At 68.0% G+C, this 20,454-nt stretch carries 20 protein-coding genes; 4 read left to right on the top strand and 16 right to left on the bottom strand.

The genetic code is table 11. The features are described from left to right. Positions 1-77: 77 nt before the first annotated feature. Both AB0B14_RS06685 and AB0B14_RS06680 read right to left on the bottom strand, forming a co-directional pair. Positions 78-2,603: a bifunctional diguanylate cyclase/phosphodiesterase gene (locus AB0B14_RS06685; protein WP_357079451.1), complete on the bottom strand. Its 2,526-nt coding sequence runs from the start codon at positions 2,601-2,603 to the stop codon at positions 78-80. A 639-nt stretch (positions 2,604-3,242) separates the two neighbouring features. Continuing rightward, entirely contained in the window at positions 3,243-4,433 is a 1,191-nt protein-coding gene (locus AB0B14_RS06680; RefSeq protein WP_357079448.1) for an epoxide hydrolase, read from the bottom strand. 261 nt (positions 4,434-4,694) lie between these two features. Between AB0B14_RS06680 and AB0B14_RS06675 the strand changes: the two genes are divergently transcribed. Further along, complete coding sequence (locus AB0B14_RS06675) at positions 4,695-5,255, top strand: hypothetical protein (protein WP_357079444.1); 561 nt, start codon at positions 4,695-4,697, stop codon at positions 5,253-5,255. Here AB0B14_RS06675 and AB0B14_RS06670 read toward each other — a convergent pair. The 7 genes from AB0B14_RS06670 to AB0B14_RS06640 all read right to left on the bottom strand — a co-directional run bounded on the left by AB0B14_RS06670 (position 5,239) and on the right by AB0B14_RS06640 (position 12,816). After that, complete coding sequence (locus AB0B14_RS06670; protein WP_357521746.1) at positions 5,239-6,672, bottom strand: hypothetical protein; 1,434 nt, start codon at positions 6,670-6,672, stop codon at positions 5,239-5,241. The genes AB0B14_RS06675 and AB0B14_RS06670 overlap by 17 nt on opposite strands. A 156-nt stretch (positions 6,673-6,828) precedes the next feature. After that, a complete protein-coding gene (locus AB0B14_RS06665) occupies positions 6,829-7,125 on the bottom strand; it encodes a hypothetical protein (RefSeq protein WP_357521744.1) in 297 nt (98 codons plus the stop codon). 65 nt (positions 7,126-7,190) lie between these two features. Then, positions 7,191-7,640 carry a hypothetical protein gene (locus AB0B14_RS06660; RefSeq protein ID WP_357079435.1) on the bottom strand — a complete coding sequence of 150 codons (450 nt, stop codon included), beginning with the start codon at positions 7,638-7,640 and terminating at the stop codon, positions 7,191-7,193. A 1,003-nt stretch (positions 7,641-8,643) separates the two neighbouring features. After that, positions 8,644-9,366, bottom strand: a complete 723-nt coding sequence (locus tag AB0B14_RS06655) for a hypothetical protein (RefSeq protein ID WP_357521743.1) — start codon at positions 9,364-9,366, stop codon at positions 8,644-8,646. Between the two features lie 80 nt (positions 9,367-9,446). Further along, entirely contained in the window at positions 9,447-10,883 is a 1,437-nt protein-coding gene (locus tag AB0B14_RS06650) for a tyrosine-type recombinase/integrase (protein WP_357521741.1), read from the bottom strand. Further along, the gene (locus AB0B14_RS06645; RefSeq protein ID WP_030329852.1) at positions 10,880-11,065 is read right to left on the bottom strand and encodes a helix-turn-helix domain-containing protein; all 186 of its coding nucleotides are present in this window, start codon (positions 11,063-11,065) and stop codon (positions 10,880-10,882) included. Before AB0B14_RS06645 ends, AB0B14_RS06650 begins: the two co-directional genes overlap by 4 nt. Continuing rightward, positions 11,062-12,816 (bottom strand): replication initiator, encoded by a 1,755-nt coding sequence (locus AB0B14_RS06640; protein WP_357521739.1) that lies wholly within the window; start codon positions 12,814-12,816, stop codon positions 11,062-11,064. Before AB0B14_RS06640 ends, AB0B14_RS06645 begins: the two co-directional genes overlap by 4 nt. Before the next feature lie 95 nt (positions 12,817-12,911). On the opposite strand from AB0B14_RS06640, the gene AB0B14_RS06635 reads away from it, so the two are divergent. Further along, the gene (locus tag AB0B14_RS06635; RefSeq protein ID WP_357521737.1) at positions 12,912-13,265 is read left to right on the top strand and encodes a hypothetical protein; all 354 of its coding nucleotides are present in this window, start codon (positions 12,912-12,914) and stop codon (positions 13,263-13,265) included. A 26-nt stretch (positions 13,266-13,291) separates the two neighbouring features. On the opposite strand, the gene AB0B14_RS06630 is transcribed toward AB0B14_RS06635, so the two are convergent. The 5 genes from AB0B14_RS06630 to AB0B14_RS06610 form a co-directional block, all read right to left on the bottom strand. Further along, the gene (locus tag AB0B14_RS06630; protein WP_357521736.1) at positions 13,292-13,834 is read right to left on the bottom strand and encodes a DUF2637 domain-containing protein; all 543 of its coding nucleotides are present in this window, start codon (positions 13,832-13,834) and stop codon (positions 13,292-13,294) included. Continuing rightward, complete coding sequence (locus tag AB0B14_RS06625; RefSeq protein ID WP_357521734.1) at positions 13,831-14,019, bottom strand: hypothetical protein; 189 nt, start codon at positions 14,017-14,019, stop codon at positions 13,831-13,833. Before AB0B14_RS06625 ends, AB0B14_RS06630 begins: the two co-directional genes overlap by 4 nt. Positions 14,020-14,022: 3 nt before the next feature. Next, positions 14,023-14,289: a hypothetical protein gene (locus AB0B14_RS06620; protein ID WP_357521732.1), complete on the bottom strand. Its 267-nt coding sequence runs from the start codon at positions 14,287-14,289 to the stop codon at positions 14,023-14,025. Continuing rightward, a complete protein-coding gene (locus tag AB0B14_RS06615) occupies positions 14,286-15,881 on the bottom strand; it encodes an FtsK/SpoIIIE domain-containing protein (protein ID WP_357521911.1) in 1,596 nt (531 codons plus the stop codon). The genes AB0B14_RS06620 and AB0B14_RS06615 overlap by 4 nt, the downstream gene beginning before the upstream one ends. Positions 15,882-16,056: 175 nt before the next feature. Beyond that, a complete protein-coding gene (locus tag AB0B14_RS06610) occupies positions 16,057-16,452 on the bottom strand; it encodes a transcriptional regulator (protein WP_091402451.1) in 396 nt (131 codons plus the stop codon). 259 nt (positions 16,453-16,711) lie between these two features. Between AB0B14_RS06610 and AB0B14_RS06605 the strand changes: the two genes are divergently transcribed. Together AB0B14_RS06605 and AB0B14_RS06600 are read left to right on the top strand one after the other, a co-directional pair. Further along, positions 16,712-17,377: a hypothetical protein gene (locus tag AB0B14_RS06605; protein ID WP_357521730.1), complete on the top strand. Its 666-nt coding sequence runs from the start codon at positions 16,712-16,714 to the stop codon at positions 17,375-17,377. Between the two features lie 1,049 nt (positions 17,378-18,426). Next, on the top strand, positions 18,427-18,870 hold the full coding sequence (locus AB0B14_RS06600) for a hypothetical protein (protein WP_357521728.1): 444 nt from the start codon (positions 18,427-18,429) through the stop codon (positions 18,868-18,870). Here the strand turns inward: AB0B14_RS06600 and AB0B14_RS06595 are convergent. Together AB0B14_RS06595 and AB0B14_RS06590 are read right to left on the bottom strand one after the other, a co-directional pair. After that, positions 18,860-19,636: a glycosyltransferase gene (locus tag AB0B14_RS06595; RefSeq protein WP_357521726.1), complete on the bottom strand. Its 777-nt coding sequence runs from the start codon at positions 19,634-19,636 to the stop codon at positions 18,860-18,862. The genes AB0B14_RS06600 and AB0B14_RS06595 overlap by 11 nt on opposite strands. Beyond that, entirely contained in the window at positions 19,624-20,445 is an 822-nt protein-coding gene (locus AB0B14_RS06590; protein ID WP_357521724.1) for a GntR family transcriptional regulator, read from the bottom strand. Before AB0B14_RS06590 ends, AB0B14_RS06595 begins: the two co-directional genes overlap by 13 nt. Positions 20,446-20,454: the final 9 nt, after the last annotated feature.

The raw sequence follows: 20,454 nt of genomic DNA, 5'->3' as shown, positions 1-20,454 counted from the left end.
TGGGGCGCGCAGAAGTAAGAGTACACGGCCCGGCTCGACAGGTGAAATCGGATCCCCGGTGATCGTCTACGCCCTGCTCAGGGCACGACGCGAAGGCGCGGCAGCTCTCCGTTGGAGATCGATTCCGGCTCGACCTGGGCACCGAACCACGCCGCCAGCCGCTCGTACGGCAGCGGCCGGCTGAACAGGAAGCCCTGCCCGATCTCACAGCCGATGTCCTGGAGAAGCTCCAGGGTCAGCTCACTCTCCACGCCCTCGGCCACCACCGCCAGGCCGAACTGCTGGGACAGGGTCACCACGGCGTTGACGATGGCCAGGTCCCCCGGGTCGGTCGCCATGCCCTGCACGAAGGAACGGTCGACCTTCACCTCGTGCACCGGCAGCCGACGCAGATGCGCCAGCGACGAGTCGCCCGTGCCGAAGTCGTCCACCGACAGCCGGACACCCAGGTCACGCAGCCGGCGCAGAGTCGGAATGGGCCGGTCGGTGCCGTCCAGCACCCCCGCCTCGGTGATCTCCAGGGTCAGTCGCTGCGCCGGCACCCCGTACTCGGTCAACAACTCCTGGACCCGATCCGGAAAGTGCTGGTCGGTGAGCGTGCGGGCCGAGATGTTGACCGCGATGGGCAACGGCTGATCGGCCAGCGCCCAGTCCCGGCTGCGACGGAGCCCCTCGCGGAGCACCACCTCGGTGAGCCGGCTCAGCTGGCCGGTGTGCTCGGCCACCGCCACGAAGTCCTCGGGAGCGACAGTGCCGTGCGTCGGATCCTCCCACCGGGCCAGGCACTCGACACCGACCAGGCGCCGGTCCCGCAGAGTCACCTTGGGCTGGAAGTAGACCTCCAACTCGCCCTGGTCCAGGGCGTGGCGCAGATCGCCAGCCAGACCCAGCCGGCGCAACGACCGGGACTCCAGGGCGGGATTGAACAGCTGCACGCTGCCCGGCACCGACTTGGCCGCCGTGGCGGCGAGGTCGACCCTGAGCAGCAGGGTCGCCGCGTCACTGCCGTGGTCGGGGTGCACGGCCACCCCGACGGCAGTGTTCACGTCGAGGGTGAGCGCGTCGAAGACCATCTCGTCACGGATCTGGTCGCGTAGTTGGGCGGCCAACTCGAGCGCCGCCTCCGCGCTCTCCAACCGCAACGTCACCAGGAACTCGTCCCCACCGGCACGGCCCACCAGGGCCGACGACGGCGCGCTGGCCCGCAGCCGGCTGGCGACCTCGGCGAGGACCTTGTCCCCGGCCGCGTGACCGAGGGACTCGTTGACCTGACGCAACCCGTCGACGTCGAAGAGCAGCAGTGCCACCACCTCGCCGGGGGCCGCGATCGTGAAGGACTCGGCGAGCGCGCCGGTGATCCGTCGACGGTTGGGCAACCGGGTCAGCGCGTCGTGGTAGGCGTCGTGCCGAAGCCGGTCGACCAACCGCGAATTTTCCAGGGCGACGGCGGCGTGCGCCGCCACGGTCTCGAAGATGGGGAGGTCCGCCGGGGCAAAGTGGCCCACGTCGCTGAGCCGGTTGGCCACCTCCAACGTGCCGATCACCGCCTGCCCCGAACGCAGGGGCACCGCGATGACGTCCTTGACCTTGGAGTCAGCGAGCGCGGACCGCAGCGTCGGGTCACCGCCGAAGGCCCGACCGAGCGCGACCGTCCGACCCGACTCACGGGTCTTCTCCCGAATCACCGCCGGGGTCGGGGCGACGTCGAGCAGGCCCCGGTCGTCCAGGCGTGCGGTCAGCAGGACCTCCGGGTGCCGACCCTGGGCGGGAAGCCACAGCGTGGCGTATTCCGCCTGCATGAGGGAACGGAGCCGGCCGAGCAGCGCGTCCGTCAGGTTGCCGTCCTGACCCGCCTCGCTCATCGCCCGGGTCAGCTCGTACATGTCGCCCAGGGTGCGGTGCTGCCGAATAAACTGCGAGTAGGAGCGGTAGAGCAGGACGCCGGCCACCGCCAGGGCCAGCAGAAGAAGGATCGACCAGAGCGTCGTCGCCAGGGCGATGAGGATGATCATCCCGACCGCGACGTTCAGTGCTGTGGTCAGCAGAACCTGGATGGCCGTGCTCGTCGTCTCCCGAGTGCCCTGCCAGCCCTGCAGGAGAGTGATCACGCCAACCACGGCCACCAGGCTGATCAGCGCGTTGGCGGCGACAGCGGCGAAGACCGCGCTCCACGTGGCCGGGCCCACCCCCTCGTGCGGAGGCATGGCCGCCAACACCAGCCCGGCGACGGAGAATCCGGCTGCCGCCCGGGCGACGTTGAACCAGAACTTCGGCGGCGCGTAACCGCGGTGAATCTGGGTGAAGAGCTCGGCTGCCGTGGCGACGACGACCATGAGCAGCGGCGACAGCCAAAACAGGGCGAGTACGAGTGGAATCTCAAGGAGGGTCACCACCACCGCTTGACGGCGGACGACGAAGCTGAGCGTTGGTATCCCGGCAGCAGCCATCACCACCAGCAACGCAACAGCTGTCGGCCAATCCTCGAAACGGATCGGCACCGTTAACGCGAGAACCAGCGTTCCCACCAGGGCGATCCCGGCGAGGGGCGCCGTGATCAGCCAGGCGTGCTCGGTCGTACGACGTCGGACAGCCTTAGGTGACACCGCACCGCCCTGTCATCGGACACGTCGCCGCCGCACCGGGGTCACCGAGCGACGCTTGACGCTCCACTCGAAACCGAAACGCTGTGGCCGGCGGGGGCACCCCACTCGATCTTGGTGGACTGGAAATCACTGCCGAGCTGAGCGCCTAGGACACCAACGGCCAGCGCGGCGAGGACAATCGACGCCGTGCGCAGCCGGCCAAACTTTCGACCAGACATTTGGAACTCCTGTCGGCAGGGGGCGGTGCGGGGATGGAGATTCCACGATGGTGCCACAGCGACGTCCGCCAGGAAAGTTCCCCGCCCGCGATCAGGCCAACCGACCTGCGAGCCAACCCGCTCGGCCGGGCAGGCACAACGTCCGGCCAGACCATCTGCTGATCAACCCACGGTGGCATGCCCAAGAAACGACCTAGCAGGGGAAAGCACGCCTACTAGACGTAACAGTTGATTTGAACTCCGCCCCTCCGTCCCGGGTACGCACACTACTCGCCGCTACCTCACGGCAACAGGTCACTGTCATCTATCTGGTGACCGACCGCCAGGGGTGGGCGTGGCGCTGGTCCGCGCCGGTCTCGCGAGAGCCCGAAGTCCGGCCGGAGGATCAACGCCACACCGTCGACCCGGTGCCGACCCAGGATTACCGCAGCGGCCGGAACACCGCCCGCACCTCCGCGGAGAACAACTCCGGCTCCTCCCACGCGGCGAAGTGGCCGCCGCGGTCGGCCTCGTTGAAGTACGCGAGGCCGGGGTAGACCGTCTCGACCCAACTGCGCGGGGCAGCCCAGATCTCGCCGGGGAACGTCGTGAAGCCGACCGGAACCGAGACCGGCGGAGGAGTCTGGCCGGCCGCGGCGGCCGCGGCCAGGAACCGTTGGAACTCCCAGTACCACCGCGCGGACGAGGCGCCGGTGCCGGTCAACCAGTACAACGTGACGTTGTCGACGATCGAGTCCCGGGTCAGCCCGCCCACGGGCTCGCCGTCGACGAGCGCCCGGGAGATCTTGTAGTAACTGTCGGTGTCGTGGTCGAACATCCAGGCCGCCAGCCCGACAGGTGAGTCCAGCAGGGAGTAGCCGATCGTCTGTGGCCGGGTGGACTGCTCCAGGAAGTAGCCGAAGCCATCCATCGTGAACAGGTCGAGCGCGTCGCGCGCGGCGCGTTCCTGCGCAGAGTCCGCCGGTAGCTGGTCCTTGATACCGATCGCACCGGCCAGCAGGTTGAGGTGGATGCCGAGCAGCCCCGGGGGTGCCTGGCGGCCCATGGCGTCCGTGACGGCGGCACCTACGTCGCCTCCCTGGGCGACGTAGCGCGGGTAGCCGAGGCGATGCATCAGCTCCACCCATGCTCGTGCGATCCGGCCGTTCTCCCAGCCGAGCTCTGCCGGTTCGCCCGAGAAGCCGTAGCCGGGTAGTGACGGCAGGACAAGATGGAAGGCGTCCTCCGCCCGTCCGCCGTGCGCGGTCGGGTCGGTGAGCGGGCCGATGACCCCGAGCAACTCCACCACCGAGCCTGGCCAGCCATGCGTCATGATCAGCGGCAGGGCGTCCTCGTGCCGCGACCGTACGTGGATGAAGTGGATCTCGACGCCGTCGAGGTAGGTGGTGTACTGCGGCAGGGCGTTCAGCTTCGTTTCGCAGGCGCGCCAGTCGTAATCCGTCGCCCAGTAGCGGGCCAACGCCTGGACCGTCGCCAGCTGCACACCCTGGGACCGATCGCTGGCCAATTCCCGGGTCGGCCAGCGGGTGGCCGCGATCCGGCGACGCAGGTCGTCGATCGCTTCTTCGGGCGTGTCGAGCTGGAAGGGACGAATCTCGTTGTCGTTGGACATGTTCTCCACCTACCGGGTCGGGACGACCGGTGCCGGGGCGCCGGCGAGACTGGCACGCACCCAGTCTCACAACGGTCCGACGGCGAGGGGTCGAAACGAGAATTCAGACCGTGCTGAACAGCCCTGGAAGGGTGACACGCCATTCACGGCTACTGACGCCTCAACCTGCGGTCTGCGCGGTCTTGCTCTCCTGGAACGGGCCGGTTCGCAGGTGCTCACCTCTGCGATCATGTCCGGGTGTTCGAGCCAGGATCGCGTTCCATGAACGTGGTGACTTTCCTGCTGCCCGCCGACGTCACCGCATTCAGCGAAGCCGTTGCGCAGCCGATCGCGGGTCTTGCGACGTGGGAGACGCACGATCGGACCGAAGGCATCGTGCTGCACGACTCGTTGCAGGTGGCGATGAACCACGATGGTGTGCAAGCGTTCCTGCGTCTCCTCGGCCGCGACGGCGGGACGGTAGGACCCCTCATCCAGTACCTGCACACCCGTGCCTGGACCAGGGACGACGTGGTGCTGGCAGCGACCGGAGGCCGGTGGCGGCCAGTCGATGGCCAGCCCGAGAGGCTGGAGCCGGGACGCCTGTCCTTCACCTGGTTCCCGGATGACCAGGCCGATTGCGTGCGTCGTGATTTCGCCACGTTGGCCGAGGTGGCGCGGAAGGCGTTGCAGAAGGTGACGTCGCCACACGTCACGACGGCGGACGGAAAGCCGATGCGCCGGTATCGGGTCGGGCCGGCAGCGAAGGCATGGGCGTTGCACAGTCCCGAACGGGTTCTCCGAGACGGCGGGCTGCTCCTCAAGGTCAAGGACGGTCACTGAACTCTCGCGGCAGGATCAGACCGTCCGGAGGGTGCCCGAGGAGCCCGTCTTCGAATGTGGGCGGGACGTGGAACCTCGCCGTGCGAAAAGACACGTGGCCACCATTGAAGATCACGTAGTTGAAGAACACCCTCGCCCCGCTGAACGTCGCCCGGTCGAAGGACACCTTCCCGCCAAGGAACGTCGCCCCGTCAAAGGACACATCCCCGCCACTGAATGTCGCTCCCGCGAAGAACACCTCCCCATCCCTGAAGGCCGCGTTCTCGAACGACACCCACCCGCCATCGAACTTCGCCAGGTAGAGAACCCTTGCGCCACTGAACGTCGTCCTGTCGAAGAACACCCGCCCACCACTGAACGTCACCCCGCCGAAAAACACCTCCCCACCGCTGAACGTCGCATCATCGAAAAACACCTCCCCGCCACTGAACGTCGCCCCACCGAAGGTCACGTCTCCGCCACCGAACGTCACTCCGTCGAAGAACACCCGCCCACCAGTGAACGTCGCATCCCCAAAGGACACGTGCCCACCACTGAACGTCGCCCTGCCGAAGGAGACAGTCCCGCCGCTGAACGCCGCCCCACCGAAGGACACGTCTCCACCGTTGAAAGTTGCTCCCTCGAAGGAGACGTCCCCACCGCTGAACCTCGCTCCCGAAAGGTCCCCGCCGTCAAAGACAGCACCGGTGAAGTCGAAGTCGTAGCCGCACCAGGAGGCCGCGTCGTCCTCGGCAATACGTAGGTGCCTGCCGACGAGGCGGATAACGGTATGACGTACCTCCCGCTCCTCGCGGGCGGCCCGGGCCCTGTCCGCAGCCCCGAGCGCCGCGTGGTCCTCATCCTGAGTCGGCGTCTCGCCCGCGACGTCCGGCGGCGTGTACGGCATACGGACGTAGGCGCAGAGAACATCGATGCACGTCTGCCGCCCATGTCGCCAATCGTCAGCAAGACCGGCCATGGCATAGACGCCGGCTAGCCGTACGGCTGCTTTCTCCGAGCCGAGCTGCTCGGATGCTTTGGCGAAGCGTTCGTTGAACAGCCGGACGCCGTTGCGGTCAGTCTCAGTTTTCGCTCGTTCGTCGGCCGCCTCAGCGAGGGCCTTGGTGACTTCGGCGCGAAGATCAGCGGCGTGCGCCAGTTGGTGAGCGAATTCCGCCAGCGCGTTGGTGTGCTCCGCCACCCGCTGCCGACGGTAGGCGACCACCAGGGCGGCGACACCGCCGATGCCCGCCACCACGGCGAATACGAGCTTCAACAGGTCGAACAACGTGGCCGCTGTGACGGTGGCACCCCGCTCAAGGCCGGGCCACTCCGCGTACCAGAGTGCCGCCGCGATCAGGACCCCTACCAGGAGCAGTGCGGCCCCAACAGCCGACGTGATCGACCGACGGATCCCCCAGAGCCGCAGCTCCGGCACACGAGTTTCCGCGGCTGGAGTCGAACCAACCGTGACACGGACCTCGGAGGGGGTTGAGTCCTGCGACGCGGGCAAATCCACCCCCTCCTTCTAGCGCACCTCATCAACATCAGCGCTCAGCAGGACGTCCGTGAACAGCACCAGATCGGCAGCACGTCACCCGAGCGCGTCGCCAATCTTGTCGTTCATCGTGTCGTCGCCGCCGTCGCCGCAGCCGGCGTAGACCCGGAGCAGGACGGCGACGCCGTGGCCCAGGCGCCGGGCGACTTCGGTCGGAGGTACGCCGGCATTGAGCCGGAGCGAGGCCGCCGCGTGCCGCAAGCCGTAGGGCCGCCGAACGAGCGGCGAGGCGACCTGCGATTCGGTCTGCGACTTCTCCCGGGTGAGCTTCCACCACCGGTCGTAGGCCGACTCGGAGAGCCGCCCGCCGTGCAGGCCCGGAAGCTCCCGCATTTGCCTCAAGAACCAGGCGGCGCCAGCCCGGCTCCGGCCGGCATCGACTGGGCCGGCCGGACCTGCTACGTCGCGTCGGGATCTTCCAGGTGCGACGTGTCATCAAGGTCGACCACCATGTCTCCCAGGAAGTGCGCCCCGCAGCTATCGCAGAAGGCCCCCTCGGCTGCGCCGTCAACCACCAGTTGGCCGTCCGTACCTGGGTAGCCGAGGTACCACTGGCCACGCAGCTTGACCATCAGCTTCGGCCACCGCGGCTCACAGGAGCACACGGTGTTCTGGGGCTCATGCGCCCACTCGAACGGGGGTGGCGTGCCTGGCTCGATGATGAAGTTGCCGGGGTAGGTCGCGGAGCACTCGGCGCACCGGGCTGACAGCTCGAATAGCCTGGTCATCGGACTGCCGTGCTCGGATGGTTGGCACGGCATGACATGACCATTCATCTCCGTGACCAGAGCCGGCCACTGGGGCCGACAGCGGCACGCGGGCTTCTTGGCCATGAAAAGCTTGATCACGTACGCTCCCGCACTCTCATATTGAGGCGAGGATCCTAGCGGGCGGTTCGCCCTTCGGGGCTCCGCCCCAGTTGACGGTGCTATGACCCGTGCGGCACGTCGGCGCTCAAGCCGTTCTGCGGCGGCACCCATAAGGCGATCAACTTCCGGGGCCGGCACCACCCGCGAGGGCTGACCCCACGTCGCCGTGTCCCCCACCTCGCCGCGCCGCGCGGCGAGAGCACGCGGACGGACCGCACCACAGGCACGGCCCCTTTGCTCTGCACCCGCCCACGCGCCAGTTACGGAGCGTGCGTGGTGCGCGGGCGGGTGCAGAGCAAAGGGTGGACCGGGCGCGGCACGCCCACCCAACCGCCGGCGCTCAACCGCCGGCGGTCTGCCCCACCGACCCCGCCCCACCTGGGCGTGATCCGTCGGCTTCCCGAGGCGACAAACCCCTCGGCGCAGACACCGTCACTCGGCAATCGTCCTCGGGATCTGGCGCCTCCCCGCACGGCAACGATCACGACGACCCGGCTCTCGTCGTCCGCGCCAGACTCGAAGATGGCGATCTTGAAGCGCCAGCCTGCCCAGCCGAGCCGAGCGCACCTCAGCGATCCGCTTTTCGTTCCACGCTTAGGTACACCAGTCGAGTCCAAGGTGCCGGGCGATCATGAGCACCAACTGACCAGACTCGGTTGTAACGTCAGTCCCCTCGCGTGCCCGATCCGTACCGATCGGTCAGTCGATCAGGAGCAACCGCGGCCAAGAATGACAGGAAACGACGAAGGCCCCTGACTCGCGTTTCCGCAGGTCAAGGGCCTTTTCGTTGCCTGGTGGCGGGTAGAGGATTCGAACCTCTGAAGCTTTCGCGACGGATTTACAGGGCGTCCGTGATCTTGCCGCGTACAGCTGGCCTGAGCTGCGATTTCTCCCCGATGGCCAACCCTGTTGCGCTCGACCGCCCACCATCTGCCCACGCCCAAAGTGGGCCGCGTTTGGAGCGTATTTGAGAAAGGCACGCCTACGCGTCCGGGCAGTCGTAGGTGCCTTCCGAGACTGGATGCCAGGCGCCGTGGTCCTCGCGCGCGCTCAACCGGTCCGCCTCACGGGCGGCGTGCACCAGTTGATCGGTGGTGCGGGGGACGGCGGCCAGGAATAGCGCGCCGACGTGGTGACAGAACATCGGACCATATTCGAGGGGCCGCAGCGGCTCGCCCGCCAGGGTGGCCAGGTCCTCCGTGCTCCAGCCCAGCGGCCCGGCCACGGCCTGCAGCTGGGAGAGACGGTGCCATGACCCGGCACCCACAGCTCCAGAATGGTCTTTCCGCCTGCCTCCCAGCATGCCTCTGATGGTGCTGATCGACAGACCGACGAACGGAAACTCCCGCACCCCGAAGCCGCGGTTACGCATAAGACCGTGCAGGACGGCCGGGAACGGGTCTGGGTCGGCCGGATCGCGAGCCGGCCGAGGCTCGGGTGCCGCGCCTTCATCCGGCATGGCGAGCAGGAACGCACGCAGGGCCGCCAGCTTAGGGTGGTTGCAGTAGGTCACACGGTAGGCGAACGCCCGCATGACGGTCTTATCGCGGTCAGGCGGCAGCAGATCCCCCGGTACCGGGTGGCCCGCGACCACGAGTACGTCAGCCACGGGTAGGCCGAGTTCCGCGGCGATCGCCTCCAGCCGTGGAATGTCGCAGTCCCGGCCGTTGTCCAGCAGATCACGCAGAGCCACGGTCCGCGTCATGTCGATCACCGTACGGCACGGCGAGGTCGTCGAGGGTCCGGGCGTGCTGACGGCGAAGATGGTGGCACTGAGTTGCAACATCACCCGAGCGCGTCGCCGATCTTGTCGTTCATGGTGTCGTCTCCGCCGTCGATGCAGTTGGCGTAGACGCGGAGCAGGACGGCGACGCCGTGGCCCAGGCGCCGGGCGACCTCGGTCGGCGGGACGCCGGCATTCAGCCAGAGCGAGGCCGCCGCGTGCCGCAGGTCGTAGGGCCGGCGGACGAGCGGCGAGGCGACCTGCGATTCGGTCAGCGCCTTCTCGCGGGCGAGCTTCCACCACCGGTCGTAGACCGACTCCGACAGCGGCCCACCGTGCAGGCCCCGGAAAAACCGACCGTCCGGGCCGACGCCGTGACTCTCGACGTGCGCGCACAGCAGCTCGACCAGCCGGGGCGGGATCGGGACCGTCCGAGTCTCAGCCCTCCCCCGGTGCTTGAGTCCGCGTCGCTCGTGGGAGCCGCCGTCATCGGTCCAGTGCGACCCGGCGCGCGGCGAGGTGCCGGCGAGCACCAGGCGGCACCAGCGATATTCGAGCTTCTCGTGCTCGCAGGACCGGGAAGGCTTGACCGCCGCCAGGTCGTCGAGGTCCGTGCCGCAGTCGGCGCACCGGCCGGCAAGGTCGCAGTCCTCCCGCCGAAGGTCCGCGGCTTCCGAGGGACGCATGCCTGCGTAGTAGAGGCAACCGAAGAACGCGGTGACCTTGTCGGCCCGTTTGCCGAGAGATTTCACCGCCTCCAGCAGCGTGGCGACCTGGGCTGGGTTCGCCACCACCCGCCGGTCGATGGATTGCGCCACCTCGGGGGCGGTCCACTGGACCCGGTCGACCGGGTTGGAGGCGATCAGCTCCAGCTCGACGGCGTACCCGAGGACGTTGTAGAAGGTGGCCCGCTTCCGCTGGACGGTGGAGGCAGCCGCGGGCTTGCCGTCGAGGCGTACGCAGAGGCTGTCGAGGACGCGGCGGACCATCGCGGGCGAGTCCAGCTCGACGACAGGGAGTGACGCGGTTTCCAGCCAGGCGAGCGCTACCGCGTGGTCGGCGGGGATCTCGTCGGACCAGCGGCGCGGGTTGAGGCCATAGAGGTACAGCGCCTCACGGAGCAGGGCGTCAGTCGGTCGGCCCCGCTTGGCCGGGCGGGTCAGGGTCACCGTTATCGAGGTCAGCGCTTCGACGATCGAGCGCCGGGTCTTGGCCGCCGCCCTGGGCCACTTCATCTCGACGTACGCGCGGCTGTGCGCGTACCAGGTGGTGGGGTTCTTGGCTCTGGCCTCGGAGACCGGGCGGCCGGTGGCCTGGTCGAACGGCTCCCCCGCGTTGGCCGCCTGGACCAGCTCGGCGCGGAACGAGTGCGCCAGGGCCTTGGTACGGAACATGTCCTCGAAGCGCTGGCCGCTCACCGCCCAACGGACCCGCCACGGCCGAGCCTTCCGGTCGGCGCGCTTGGCGATCTCCCAGATCTGGACCTCGTAGCTCTTCATGCGGCGTCCTGCTCCAGGTCGCCGAGCCACCGACCGAGCGCCGACCGGCGGACCCGCAGCTGCCCGTTCGGGAGCTTGATCACCCGTGGTCCCTTGCCGGTCTGCCGCCAGTAGAACCAAGTCGAGCGCGGTACGCGCAGCTCGGCGAGCACTTCCGGCACGGTCAACAACTCCTCGTTCACTGCGTTTCCTCCCCGTCGTGCTGTGCGCTGTGCTGAGTTGCCGAGAGATCTGGAGGCTCCTGCGCGGCCCGGGCCTTCGCGGCGAGCAGTTCGGAGCGCCAGCGGGCGCGCTCGCTGATCGATCGCATGAGCCGGTGGGTCATCGGGCCGACGTCCGGGTCATCGGGTCGGGCCAACTCCCAGGCGTGCCGGACCCGTTCGGCGGTGTCGCCCTGGTCGTCGACGAGCTGCGTGCCGTCGGTGGTGACGCCGAGCAGTGCCCGGACCCAGGCCCGCGCGTCGTGCTTGTGGTCGGCGAGGGTCTTGCCGGACCAGTCGCGGGAGATGAGGATGCGCCGGCCGCCGATGCCGAGGGTGTCGCGCTGGTGGACCTTGCTCTTGCAGCGGCCCGGCTTGAGCTTGGCGTGCGCCTTCTTGGGCTGGACGCCGTACAGCAGCCAGTTGGCGCACCGGTCGGTGCAGGGGGTGACCTGGAGTTGCTGCCAGAGCCGGTCGAGGTGCTTGCGTTGCCGGTCGGTGGTGCCCTTGTGGCAGTCCCCGGCGTGCTTGGTGATGTATTTCGTGACGTACCGGATGGTCCGTTCGGCGTCCTCGGTGCCGGGCATGACGCCGCGGGCGTCGACCTGGGCGCCGAAGCGGACGACGTGCACCGGCTCCGCGTCCGGGTCGTCGTCGATGGTGTCGAGGGCTTCCGTCCAGGTGGCCAGCGGCTCACGGGTGTCCGGGTCGACCCATGCCGCTACCTGCTCGTCCCAGACCGGGAGTCGGTCGAGGGTGTAGCGCTGGACATCGACCGAGGGCCACCACACCTGGTGGTAGGTCGCCGCCGCCACGGTGCGGAGCACGTCCCGGGGGACGGTGCCCCGGATGGCGAAGTGGGCGTGCGGGGCGAGACGGCGTTGCGGCTCGACGCAGCCGGCGTACTGGACGTTCCAGCCCTCACACCGTCGAAGGTTCTGCCAGAACCGGTCGAGAAGCCGGGGGAAGTGCACGGCGTCCCAGGCTGCGCGGCGGTAGTCGTACCTGGCCGGGTTGACGGGGGTGCCGTCGGGGCGGACCGGGCCGTACGAGTCGAGGGTGAGCGTCAACCACATCGACGGTTGGTAGGTGGAGCCGTCCGGGGCGGTGTAGGTCTTGCCAACGGTGCGCCGCTCGACCTTGCGCCGGGGCAGTTCGGGGGCATCCTGGCGCCGCTTGGTGGAGCGCTTGCGCCGTGGGCCGGGCTCGTCGTCCTGGTCCTCGTCGTCGCTGGTATGGGGCGGTCCGACGCGCCCGCGCAGGCCCTCAGCGGCGATGGCCTCCTCTACCTCGCGGATTGCCTCGTCGAGGTCGGTCACCTGGTCCCACTGGGCGGCGCGTACGGCCTCGTCGCGGGAGAACTCCAGGTGTGCGCGGAACAGGATCAGCGCCTTCTGCGCCTCGGTCGCGGGTTCCGGGCCGGGTAGCGGTTCGTTATTGCGGTGCCAGCCCTCGCGGATCTGGGCTTGGCGTAGCCGGCGGTTCTTCTTGGCGCACGGCGGGCATTTGTCCTCGCGGGTCGCGCCGCAGGGCAGGTCGATTACCTCGGTCAGGCCGGTGTCGAGGTCGGTGCGGCGCATGGCGAGCGGGCGGACGCAGACGCCGTACTCGATGGCGATGTCCTTGAGGACGTCGATCGAGCGGGGTAGCGCCATGCGGGCCGCCCGCGACCCCGGCCGAGGAGCAACCGGGGGCGGGGAGGGTTCGAGGCCCGGCAGGGTCGGAGCCGTCATCGGCCCACCCCCACCGTGAGTCGAATGCGGTGGTCTCGGGTGCAGGCCCGCCGGTACTGTCCGGGCTCACCAAGAATCCGAGCGGCGAGGTCGACATGAACAGCGATGACGGTACGACGGTGCTGTGGCGCCCCACCGGGCCGAACGAGCTGGCTCTCGTCCGCGAGTCCGGATGGCGGGCGTGGCCGCCGCGCCTGCCGGATCAGCCGATCTTCTACCCGGTTCTGAACGAGGACTACGCGGTGATGATCGCCCGGGACTGGAACGTGCCCGCGTCCGGTGTCGGCTACGTGACCCGCTTCCGGGTGGAGTCGGAGTTCCTGAGTCGGTACCCGGTCCGCCAGGCAGGTGGAAAGACCATTCTGGAGCTGTGGGTGCCGGCCGAGGAGCTGGACGAGTTCAACGCTCACATCGTTGGACTGATCGAGGTCGTGCAGGAGTTCCGGTAGCCGCCGGCCGGCGGCGGGGGTGGCCGTCATCGGATGATCCCGACGACCTGGGGCCGGTTGGGGTGGACGACGCCGGCCGGAGGCAGCACCGCGGCTGATGCCGGCGGCATCACCGGGGCCGGCGGCGCGAGTTCGACCGGCTGCGGTTCGTCGTACCAATCGGCTTGCGGCTGATCAGGCTCCGATGCCGGCGGGGTGGCGGGTTCGCTGGACAGGACGACCTTCACCAGGGCGAGGAAGGCCAGCGACGGCACCGCCGCGACGATCCAGCCCCAAACGGAGGGTTCGGCTTCGGCGACCTGGGCGGCGAGGGAGAGCAGCGCGAACGCGATCAGGAGGACGCCGACCAGGCCGACGGGTCGACCATCACGGCGGCGGGCGCGGATTTCCAGGCCGAGGTAGATGGCCATCAGCTCGACCGCCACGGCGTTGGCCCAGCCGATCCAGTCGGGTTGGCCGTGGGCAACGGTCAGGTCGTGGACGTGGGTGAAGGCGGCGGCGCCGGCCATGGTGCCGACGACGAGCAGGATCAGCACCCGGATGCCGGATTCAGCGCGTTCGCGAATCATCGGCCGCTGCCGTTGTCGCGGACGGTCAGGATGATGCTGATCTGTTGGCCGTTGAGGTCGCGGCGGCGGTTGACCATGTGCGCCAGGCCGTGCAGGGCACCGGCGAGTCGGTCCGGGGAGCCGTTGAGTTCGATGTGCAGCGGCTTGAGGCGGTGGGTGCCGAGGAAGAAGCTCTTGAGGGACATCGGTTACCTCCGGGCCGGGGCGACGCGGGTGCGGATGTGCTCGGGTGGCTCGCCGAGGGAGGCCACCGCTTCGGAGAGGCAGCGCCACAGCGCCCACGCCTCGTCGGGAGTCAGGTACATGCGGCGCCGACCACCGCCGACCGCGAGATAGACCGGGTACGGGTCGGGTCGGGCGGGGTCGACGCGGACGGACACGGCGGTGCTGGTGGTGCCATCGGTGCCGGGGGCGCGGAGCCGGTAGAAAGTGCGACCGTCGGTCGGAGCGGTCACCGCGGTTCACCCCCGTCGGTGTCCCGGTCGAGGATGTTGAGCAGCGAGTCGGGCAACAGTGGTCCGCGACGCTGCCGGGGCAGGGGCGGTCGGGTCGGTTCGGTGTCGGTTTCCCGGCCAACCTGGGCGAGGATGTCCGCCGCGTCGGCCGGAGCCGGGTACTCCGCGGCCAGCTCCCGAATGTGGTCGTCCGAGATGTACGAGAAGCGCACCCGCGCCGGCTCGGGAATGCCGTCGAGGATCACGTAGCCGACGCCCTTGGCCCATCGGGGCATCTGGTCGGCGAGGGCACCCCGGTTGCGGGCACCGTCACCCAACACGAGGTCGACCTGAGCGGCCTCGGTCAGGCCAAGCGCGATTCGGGTCGGGAACAGGTCCCGGAACGGCAGCACCTCCTTACGGGGGTCCTGCAACGCCGCCACCACCAGCACGCCAACACCGGCACCCTGCGACAGCAGCAGCCCAAGCGACCCGGCGATGCGCTTGCGCAGGTCGACGTCCTGGAGGTACGCGGTCAGCGCCGCCATCTCGTCGATGACGACCACGACCAGGGGGTCAGCCAGGGTCGGCGTGTGCACCCGCACCGCTCCGGCAAGGCGGGTCTGCCGTTCCCGCATCACGGTGACGGCCTCGTCGAGCAGGTCGGCCATGGCCTCGAACGACTTGCAGGCGAACCGGGCGAACAACGGCCGGCCCATCGCGAACTCCATGCCGCCCTTGGGATCGATCACCCACAGCCGGACCAGCCCGGAGGAGATCCCACCGGCCAGGACGCGGACCAGCGACCACAGGACCGAGCCCTTCCCGGAGCGAGTGGCGCCGCCGATGAGGACGTGCGTGGCGAGCAGGTGCAGGCACCAGTGCCGCAGGTCTTCCCGCCGCGCCAGAGGTAGAGCGGTGAAGTCGGGCACCGACGGGACCTCGAACGGGTCGACCAGGGTGCGCAGCGCGTCCGTGCGGACCACCACCAGGTAGACCACCGACGGTCGGTCCCGGAACCGCAGCCGGTCCACCGCGCCCAGGACCAGCGCCCAGTAGCCCGACCGGATCGGCGGGTCATCGGGGCGCTCGGAGTAGACCCGTGCGTGCCGCCGACCGAAGGCGTACGCGAGGTTGGCCGTTGCCTTTTGGAACTCCTCCGGTGTCTGGCCGCGGACCATGCGGATGGTCAGCACGTCAAGCGCCTGGTCCGAGCGGACCCGCAGCAGCTCTGGCAAGACTGTGCGATGGTCGTACACCTTGGCCAGACCGCACAGGGTCATGGCTTCACGCCAGGCCCGGCGGTAGACGAAGAGCTGACGGAACCGGCCGAGGATCGGACCGGCGCACCAGGTCCACCAGGACGACTCGCGCCGCCACCGCCACAGCGCCGACACGGCAGCGGCCAGGACCACGGGCACGATCACGCCGGCCCGGCCGAACTCGCGGTAGAGGCTCACCCCGGCCACGACCAGGGCGACGGCGACCGGGTGGCGAAGGCACCACCACAGGCCCCGCCACAGCCACCGCAGCACCAGGCCGAGCGCGATCAGCCAGACCGGCAGCTCCAGGCGGCGCGGGCGGATCACCATCAGGTCACCGGCGGTGGTCATCACGACCTCGCCCCGCGGCCGGCGGATCATCGGGCACCCGCCGTTGTGGGCCGCCGCAGGACGGTGGGCATACGCTTGGACATGTCACTACCTCTCTCGACAGAGCAGGGGAAAGAGACAGAGGGCGGGGCTGCCGTCCGCCAAGACCTGACAGCCCCGCCCCCACCAGATGCGGCTACTGCGCCGCCTTCGTGGCCACGCCCGCCGGGGCACGCATCCCGGTCGCCCGCAGCGAATACGCCATCCGACCGTTGTTGCCGACGTACGGCGTGACGGTCATGCCGTCGAACTCCACCGCCTCGAACAGGCCACCCGTCGGCGGCACCGGCTGGTAGTCCGCCGAGATCTTCACCGTCGTCTCCCGCGACCGTTTCCCCAGCTCCGGATCCAGGTCCATCACCCGGACCTGCCACACCCGCTGGCCGGTCAGCTTGTCTTTCGCCGGGCTACGCCGGCCGGTCTTCTCGTCGTAGTCCTCGACCTCGCCCAGAGACTCGGGCACCAACGCGCACCCCGCCGGGAACACGTCCTCACACCGCACCGCGAACCTCGTGCCGCCTCGCAGAGCCATCGCTCAACCTCCTACTTGTTAACTTGTCTGCCAAGTTGTAGTCCAAGGTAGACGGCACTTGGCAGACAAGTCAACAAGCTGAGCTCGGTCGACACTGAGCGGCCCGCCAACATCGACGCGCAGACGCCCGGACAAAAGTTGGCAAAGAATCTTGGTACGGACATCGAAAATTGTGCGCTCGCCACCGTGTTATGGGCAGCGGGCGCGCTGCCCTCAGCTCCAGCCGCTGGAGCTGGAGCGCAACCGAAGGAGAGAGCACTTGGGTGCTCTGGACCATCCGGGGGGCCGCTATCAGCCCTCTCGGGGCCGGCGGAAGCCGGACTCTGACGAATCTTTGGTCGATGCTGTGGGCCGCATCCCGGAGCAGCGGCGTGCCAACGACAAGTTGGCGCACAGGTGGGAGGGCCTTGACGCTCGGCTGCGTCTTGCTCTCTATGACGAGTTCAAGCAGTGGTATCACGAGAGTGGACAGTCTTCACTCATGCGGGCCGGACACAGCATCTGCGGGCGGCAGGGCGAGAAGATCGCCTGCGAGGCTGCTGTCAAGATCTGGGCACGCTGGCCGGACAAGCGAATGCGGGATTTGTTTACAACAAGCCCTCGCTACATCTACCAGCTGGTCCGCAACCTGTTCCTGGATGACCTTCGGCTGAGTCACAGCCAACACGAGCAGGCTGCCGGACTCCCATGGAGCGGTGAAGACGGGATCTGGGAGGGCAAGGCTGGGGCGGACCCCGGCTGGGAAGTGAGGCACGCCATCAATCTCCTTGAGCAGGAGAAGGCCGAGCTGATCTTCCTCATGTACTGGCTGCGGATGAGGTTGAGCGAGGCGTCCAGGCATATGGGCGTGACTCGCGGTAAGGCCGAGAGGCTGCATGATTCCGCGATCACCGAACTGAAATACCTGCTGAAAGAGGAGGCATGAGGTGAGCGTTGAGCAGCGCTTGCTAAGCCTGAGTGCCTCCTTCGCGGATCAGGTTTCCAAGGAGGACGAGGACCGGTTTACAGCGCAGGTGTTCGGCCGCATTGGGCTGGCTGCGTCTTGGATCAACGGGACTCGGCGTAACACCGAAGGGGCCGGCCCTGCAAGGGTCGGCCCCTCCGGGGGCAACTCCGCGAAGGGGGAGCAGGAGTGAATAAAAGAAAACAGTAGTCACAAAAAATAAAAAATATTTACTTTCTTAAAGTCCCACCTTCCTCTCTTTCGGGTTCCTTAGGTAACAGTGCAGCCTAAGCGGTAGTGCCGCTGCGGACGTTGATAGCGGTCGGCAGGAACACAGATTGACTTCGGCACCTCGTCCAGCGGGAGGGGCCGAAACGGGAAGGCTCAGTCCAGGTTGCTAAGGAAGAAAGGAACGAGGTGAAGTTCGAAGATCGACGTCGAAGGCTGACTGTCGTCGTATGGCAAGTGTCCCGACGATGGGCTGCCGCTAGCTTGCTGCGTGTTGTAGTAGCTGTTGCCGCGGCAGCCGGAGGCCGGCGATTCGGGGTGCCGGGCTCCTGCAGCACAGCACCAACGCTTACTCTTACCAGCTGATAGGTGCTAGTCGAGGAGGCCCCCCGGCAGAGTAACCGGGGGGCCTCCTCCGCAAGTGGAAACATATGCACTTCAACCAGCAATGTATATTACATCTCACCTAATCCACACTTTCCGGTCTTCTGTCGGCCGGCGATCGAAGGAGTCAGGGAGCGACTTTGATGCGAGATAGGGTCTACTTTTTCTTCCTTGTCGCGCTTGCCGCACTCACAATCTCTCCCATCGTTGGACTCCTTGGCGTCTCGGTCGCCTATTTAGCAGGGATGCGGGGCGAAGCTCTAATCATCTTGTTCGGCGGCGCTACAGCCGGAGTATTCGGTTCGTTGATGATGCTGTCCGGCCTGGCGGCCACCCTATTCTTTGGCTCTAGATGATGAAGCAAGCAGGTTCCTGCCTGGCGCGTGGTGAAGCGCAAGTTTTCTGGGTATAGGTCCGATATGGGAAACCCGCATCGCATCGATCCAATCCACGAGGACCACGCTCGGCCAACTGGGGTCGATGACAAGACGATCCAGGCGCTAGGTGAGCTGGGAAAAGCCCTAGAGACTGTCCACCGAGTGCGTGGCCACCTCTACTCAGCGCATCAATTAATTGGCGGCGCGGATCTAACCCTTGATCGGGTTGTGAAGCTACTCCGCGAGGCCGGGCACGACGAAATGGCTGACCGGGTCGAGCGCGAGCTGTTGGGGCGCAACGTGCTACCCGGCCGGTGGACGTTCCAGATCGTGGAGGAGTTCGACGACGGCTACTACGCCGTGTTCCAGGAGATCGAGCGGGAAGCGCGGGAGAAGCTGGCCGGCGGTCGGCGGCACATCTTTGAGGCGGAGATGAAGGAGCGGCGGCGTACCCACGGGATGCCAGGGCACGAGGCTACGCCGTAGCGCTGCTGCCGAAGCCGTTCGGGATCATCGAGGCCAGGGCATTGGCTCGGGCCTCGATGATCCTCATCCGTGCCTGATACTCGGCCGGTTCCCGGTGTGCGGCCTGGCTGGTGACCTGGCCGGGCCACTTGCGGTAGAGCAGGCCGTACTCCCGGGTGAAGTAGCCCGCGGTGACCGCGTTGGCGGCGAGTAGGAGGCCGGTGTCCTCGGAGGCGGGCAGAGCCATCCAGCCGCCCAGGGCGAAGACGAGATCTCGCCGCAGGCACAGGGTCGCCGGATGCACCGAGGCCCGGTAGTCATTGGCCTGCCAGAACGTCAGGACCGAACCGCGGTCGATGACCCCGCCGGCCGGGTCCTTGTCCCATCCGGCGGTCGATCCGTCGGGCAGCAGGTCGAGTACCCGCGAGGTGGTCCAACCGATCTGCGGGTGCGCGTCGAACGCGGCGATGTCCCGAGCGAGTGCGCCGGGGGTCAACTGGTCGTCGGCGTCCAGGACCTTGATGAGTTGCCCGGAGACCCGGGAGAGGGCGAGGGTACGGGCAACGCCAGGCCCACCGGGACGGCCGGTGCCGAGACTGATCCGGGGATCATCGGGCAGCGCGTCGACCAGGGCACCGGTCTGTCCGTCCTCCTGGACGAGCCATTCCCAGTCCCAGCCGTCAGGCATCTCCTGCTTGGCCAACGACTCGTAGGCGCCAGGCAGGTGCTCGATGCTGGGCGCGTGAACCGGGGTGATGACCGAGACGAGCTGCGTCAAGTTTTCCACCGCTGGAGTTTGTGGGAGTAGACAAGCTCGGTGCGGTCGCCCGGCATCACCACGTCGGCGACCTCAACGACGCGACCCGTGGTGTCGATCGAGGTCTTCCGCACGGTGAGCACGGAGACCCCCGGGTCGATGTCCAGCAACTCGGCCTCATCGGGCGACGGCGGGCGGGCGCGGATCTCGTCGTCGATCCGGTCCAGTTCGACGCCCAGCGTGTAGAGCTGATGCTGCGTGCCGCCCGGCCACGGCTCCTTGCCCGCGTCGAGCAGGTCCGGGTTCGCGGCCACCAGGTCATACGGCAGGTAGGAGTACGACACCGTCAGCGGCGCGTTCTCGTGCCGCGACGACGTCCAGTAGACCCGCCGCAGCAGCGGCGTACCCGGCTCGACCTGCAAGGCCGCCGCCATCTCCGCATCCGCCTCCACCCGCGAATACTCGGCATGGAATTTCAGGTCATCGACGGTCAGGCCGGTGTCGTGCTCGGTGGCGCCGGTCTTCAGCCGCTCGCCCTCGTCGAGCAGGACGCGATCCTTCTCCCACTGGTACCGCTCGGTGTTCCGACGGCGTACCCGCTGGCGAGGTGCCCGCACGTAGGTGCCGCGCCCCTGCTCAGCGCGGACCAGGCCCCACTCGCGGAGCTGCCGGATGGCGTTGCGGACGCTCGTGCGCGACAGGCCCGAGGTGTCGGCCAACTCGGTCTCGCTGGGCATCAGGGTGCCGGGGGCCAGTTCGCCGCTCACGATCTTCGCCCGCAACTCTTCCGCGAGTTGCAGGTAGCGAGGGCGCCAGTCCCGGCCTTGCACACCGGTCACCGTACCCCC

Origin of the sequence: Micromonospora sp. NPDC049171, from assembly GCF_040648275.1 — a bacterium.
Taxonomy (GTDB): Bacteria; Actinomycetota; Actinomycetes; order Mycobacteriales; family Micromonosporaceae; genus Micromonospora.
The sequence above is the reverse complement of the archived record's forward strand: the minus strand, read 5'-3'. Positions and strand labels throughout refer to the sequence as shown.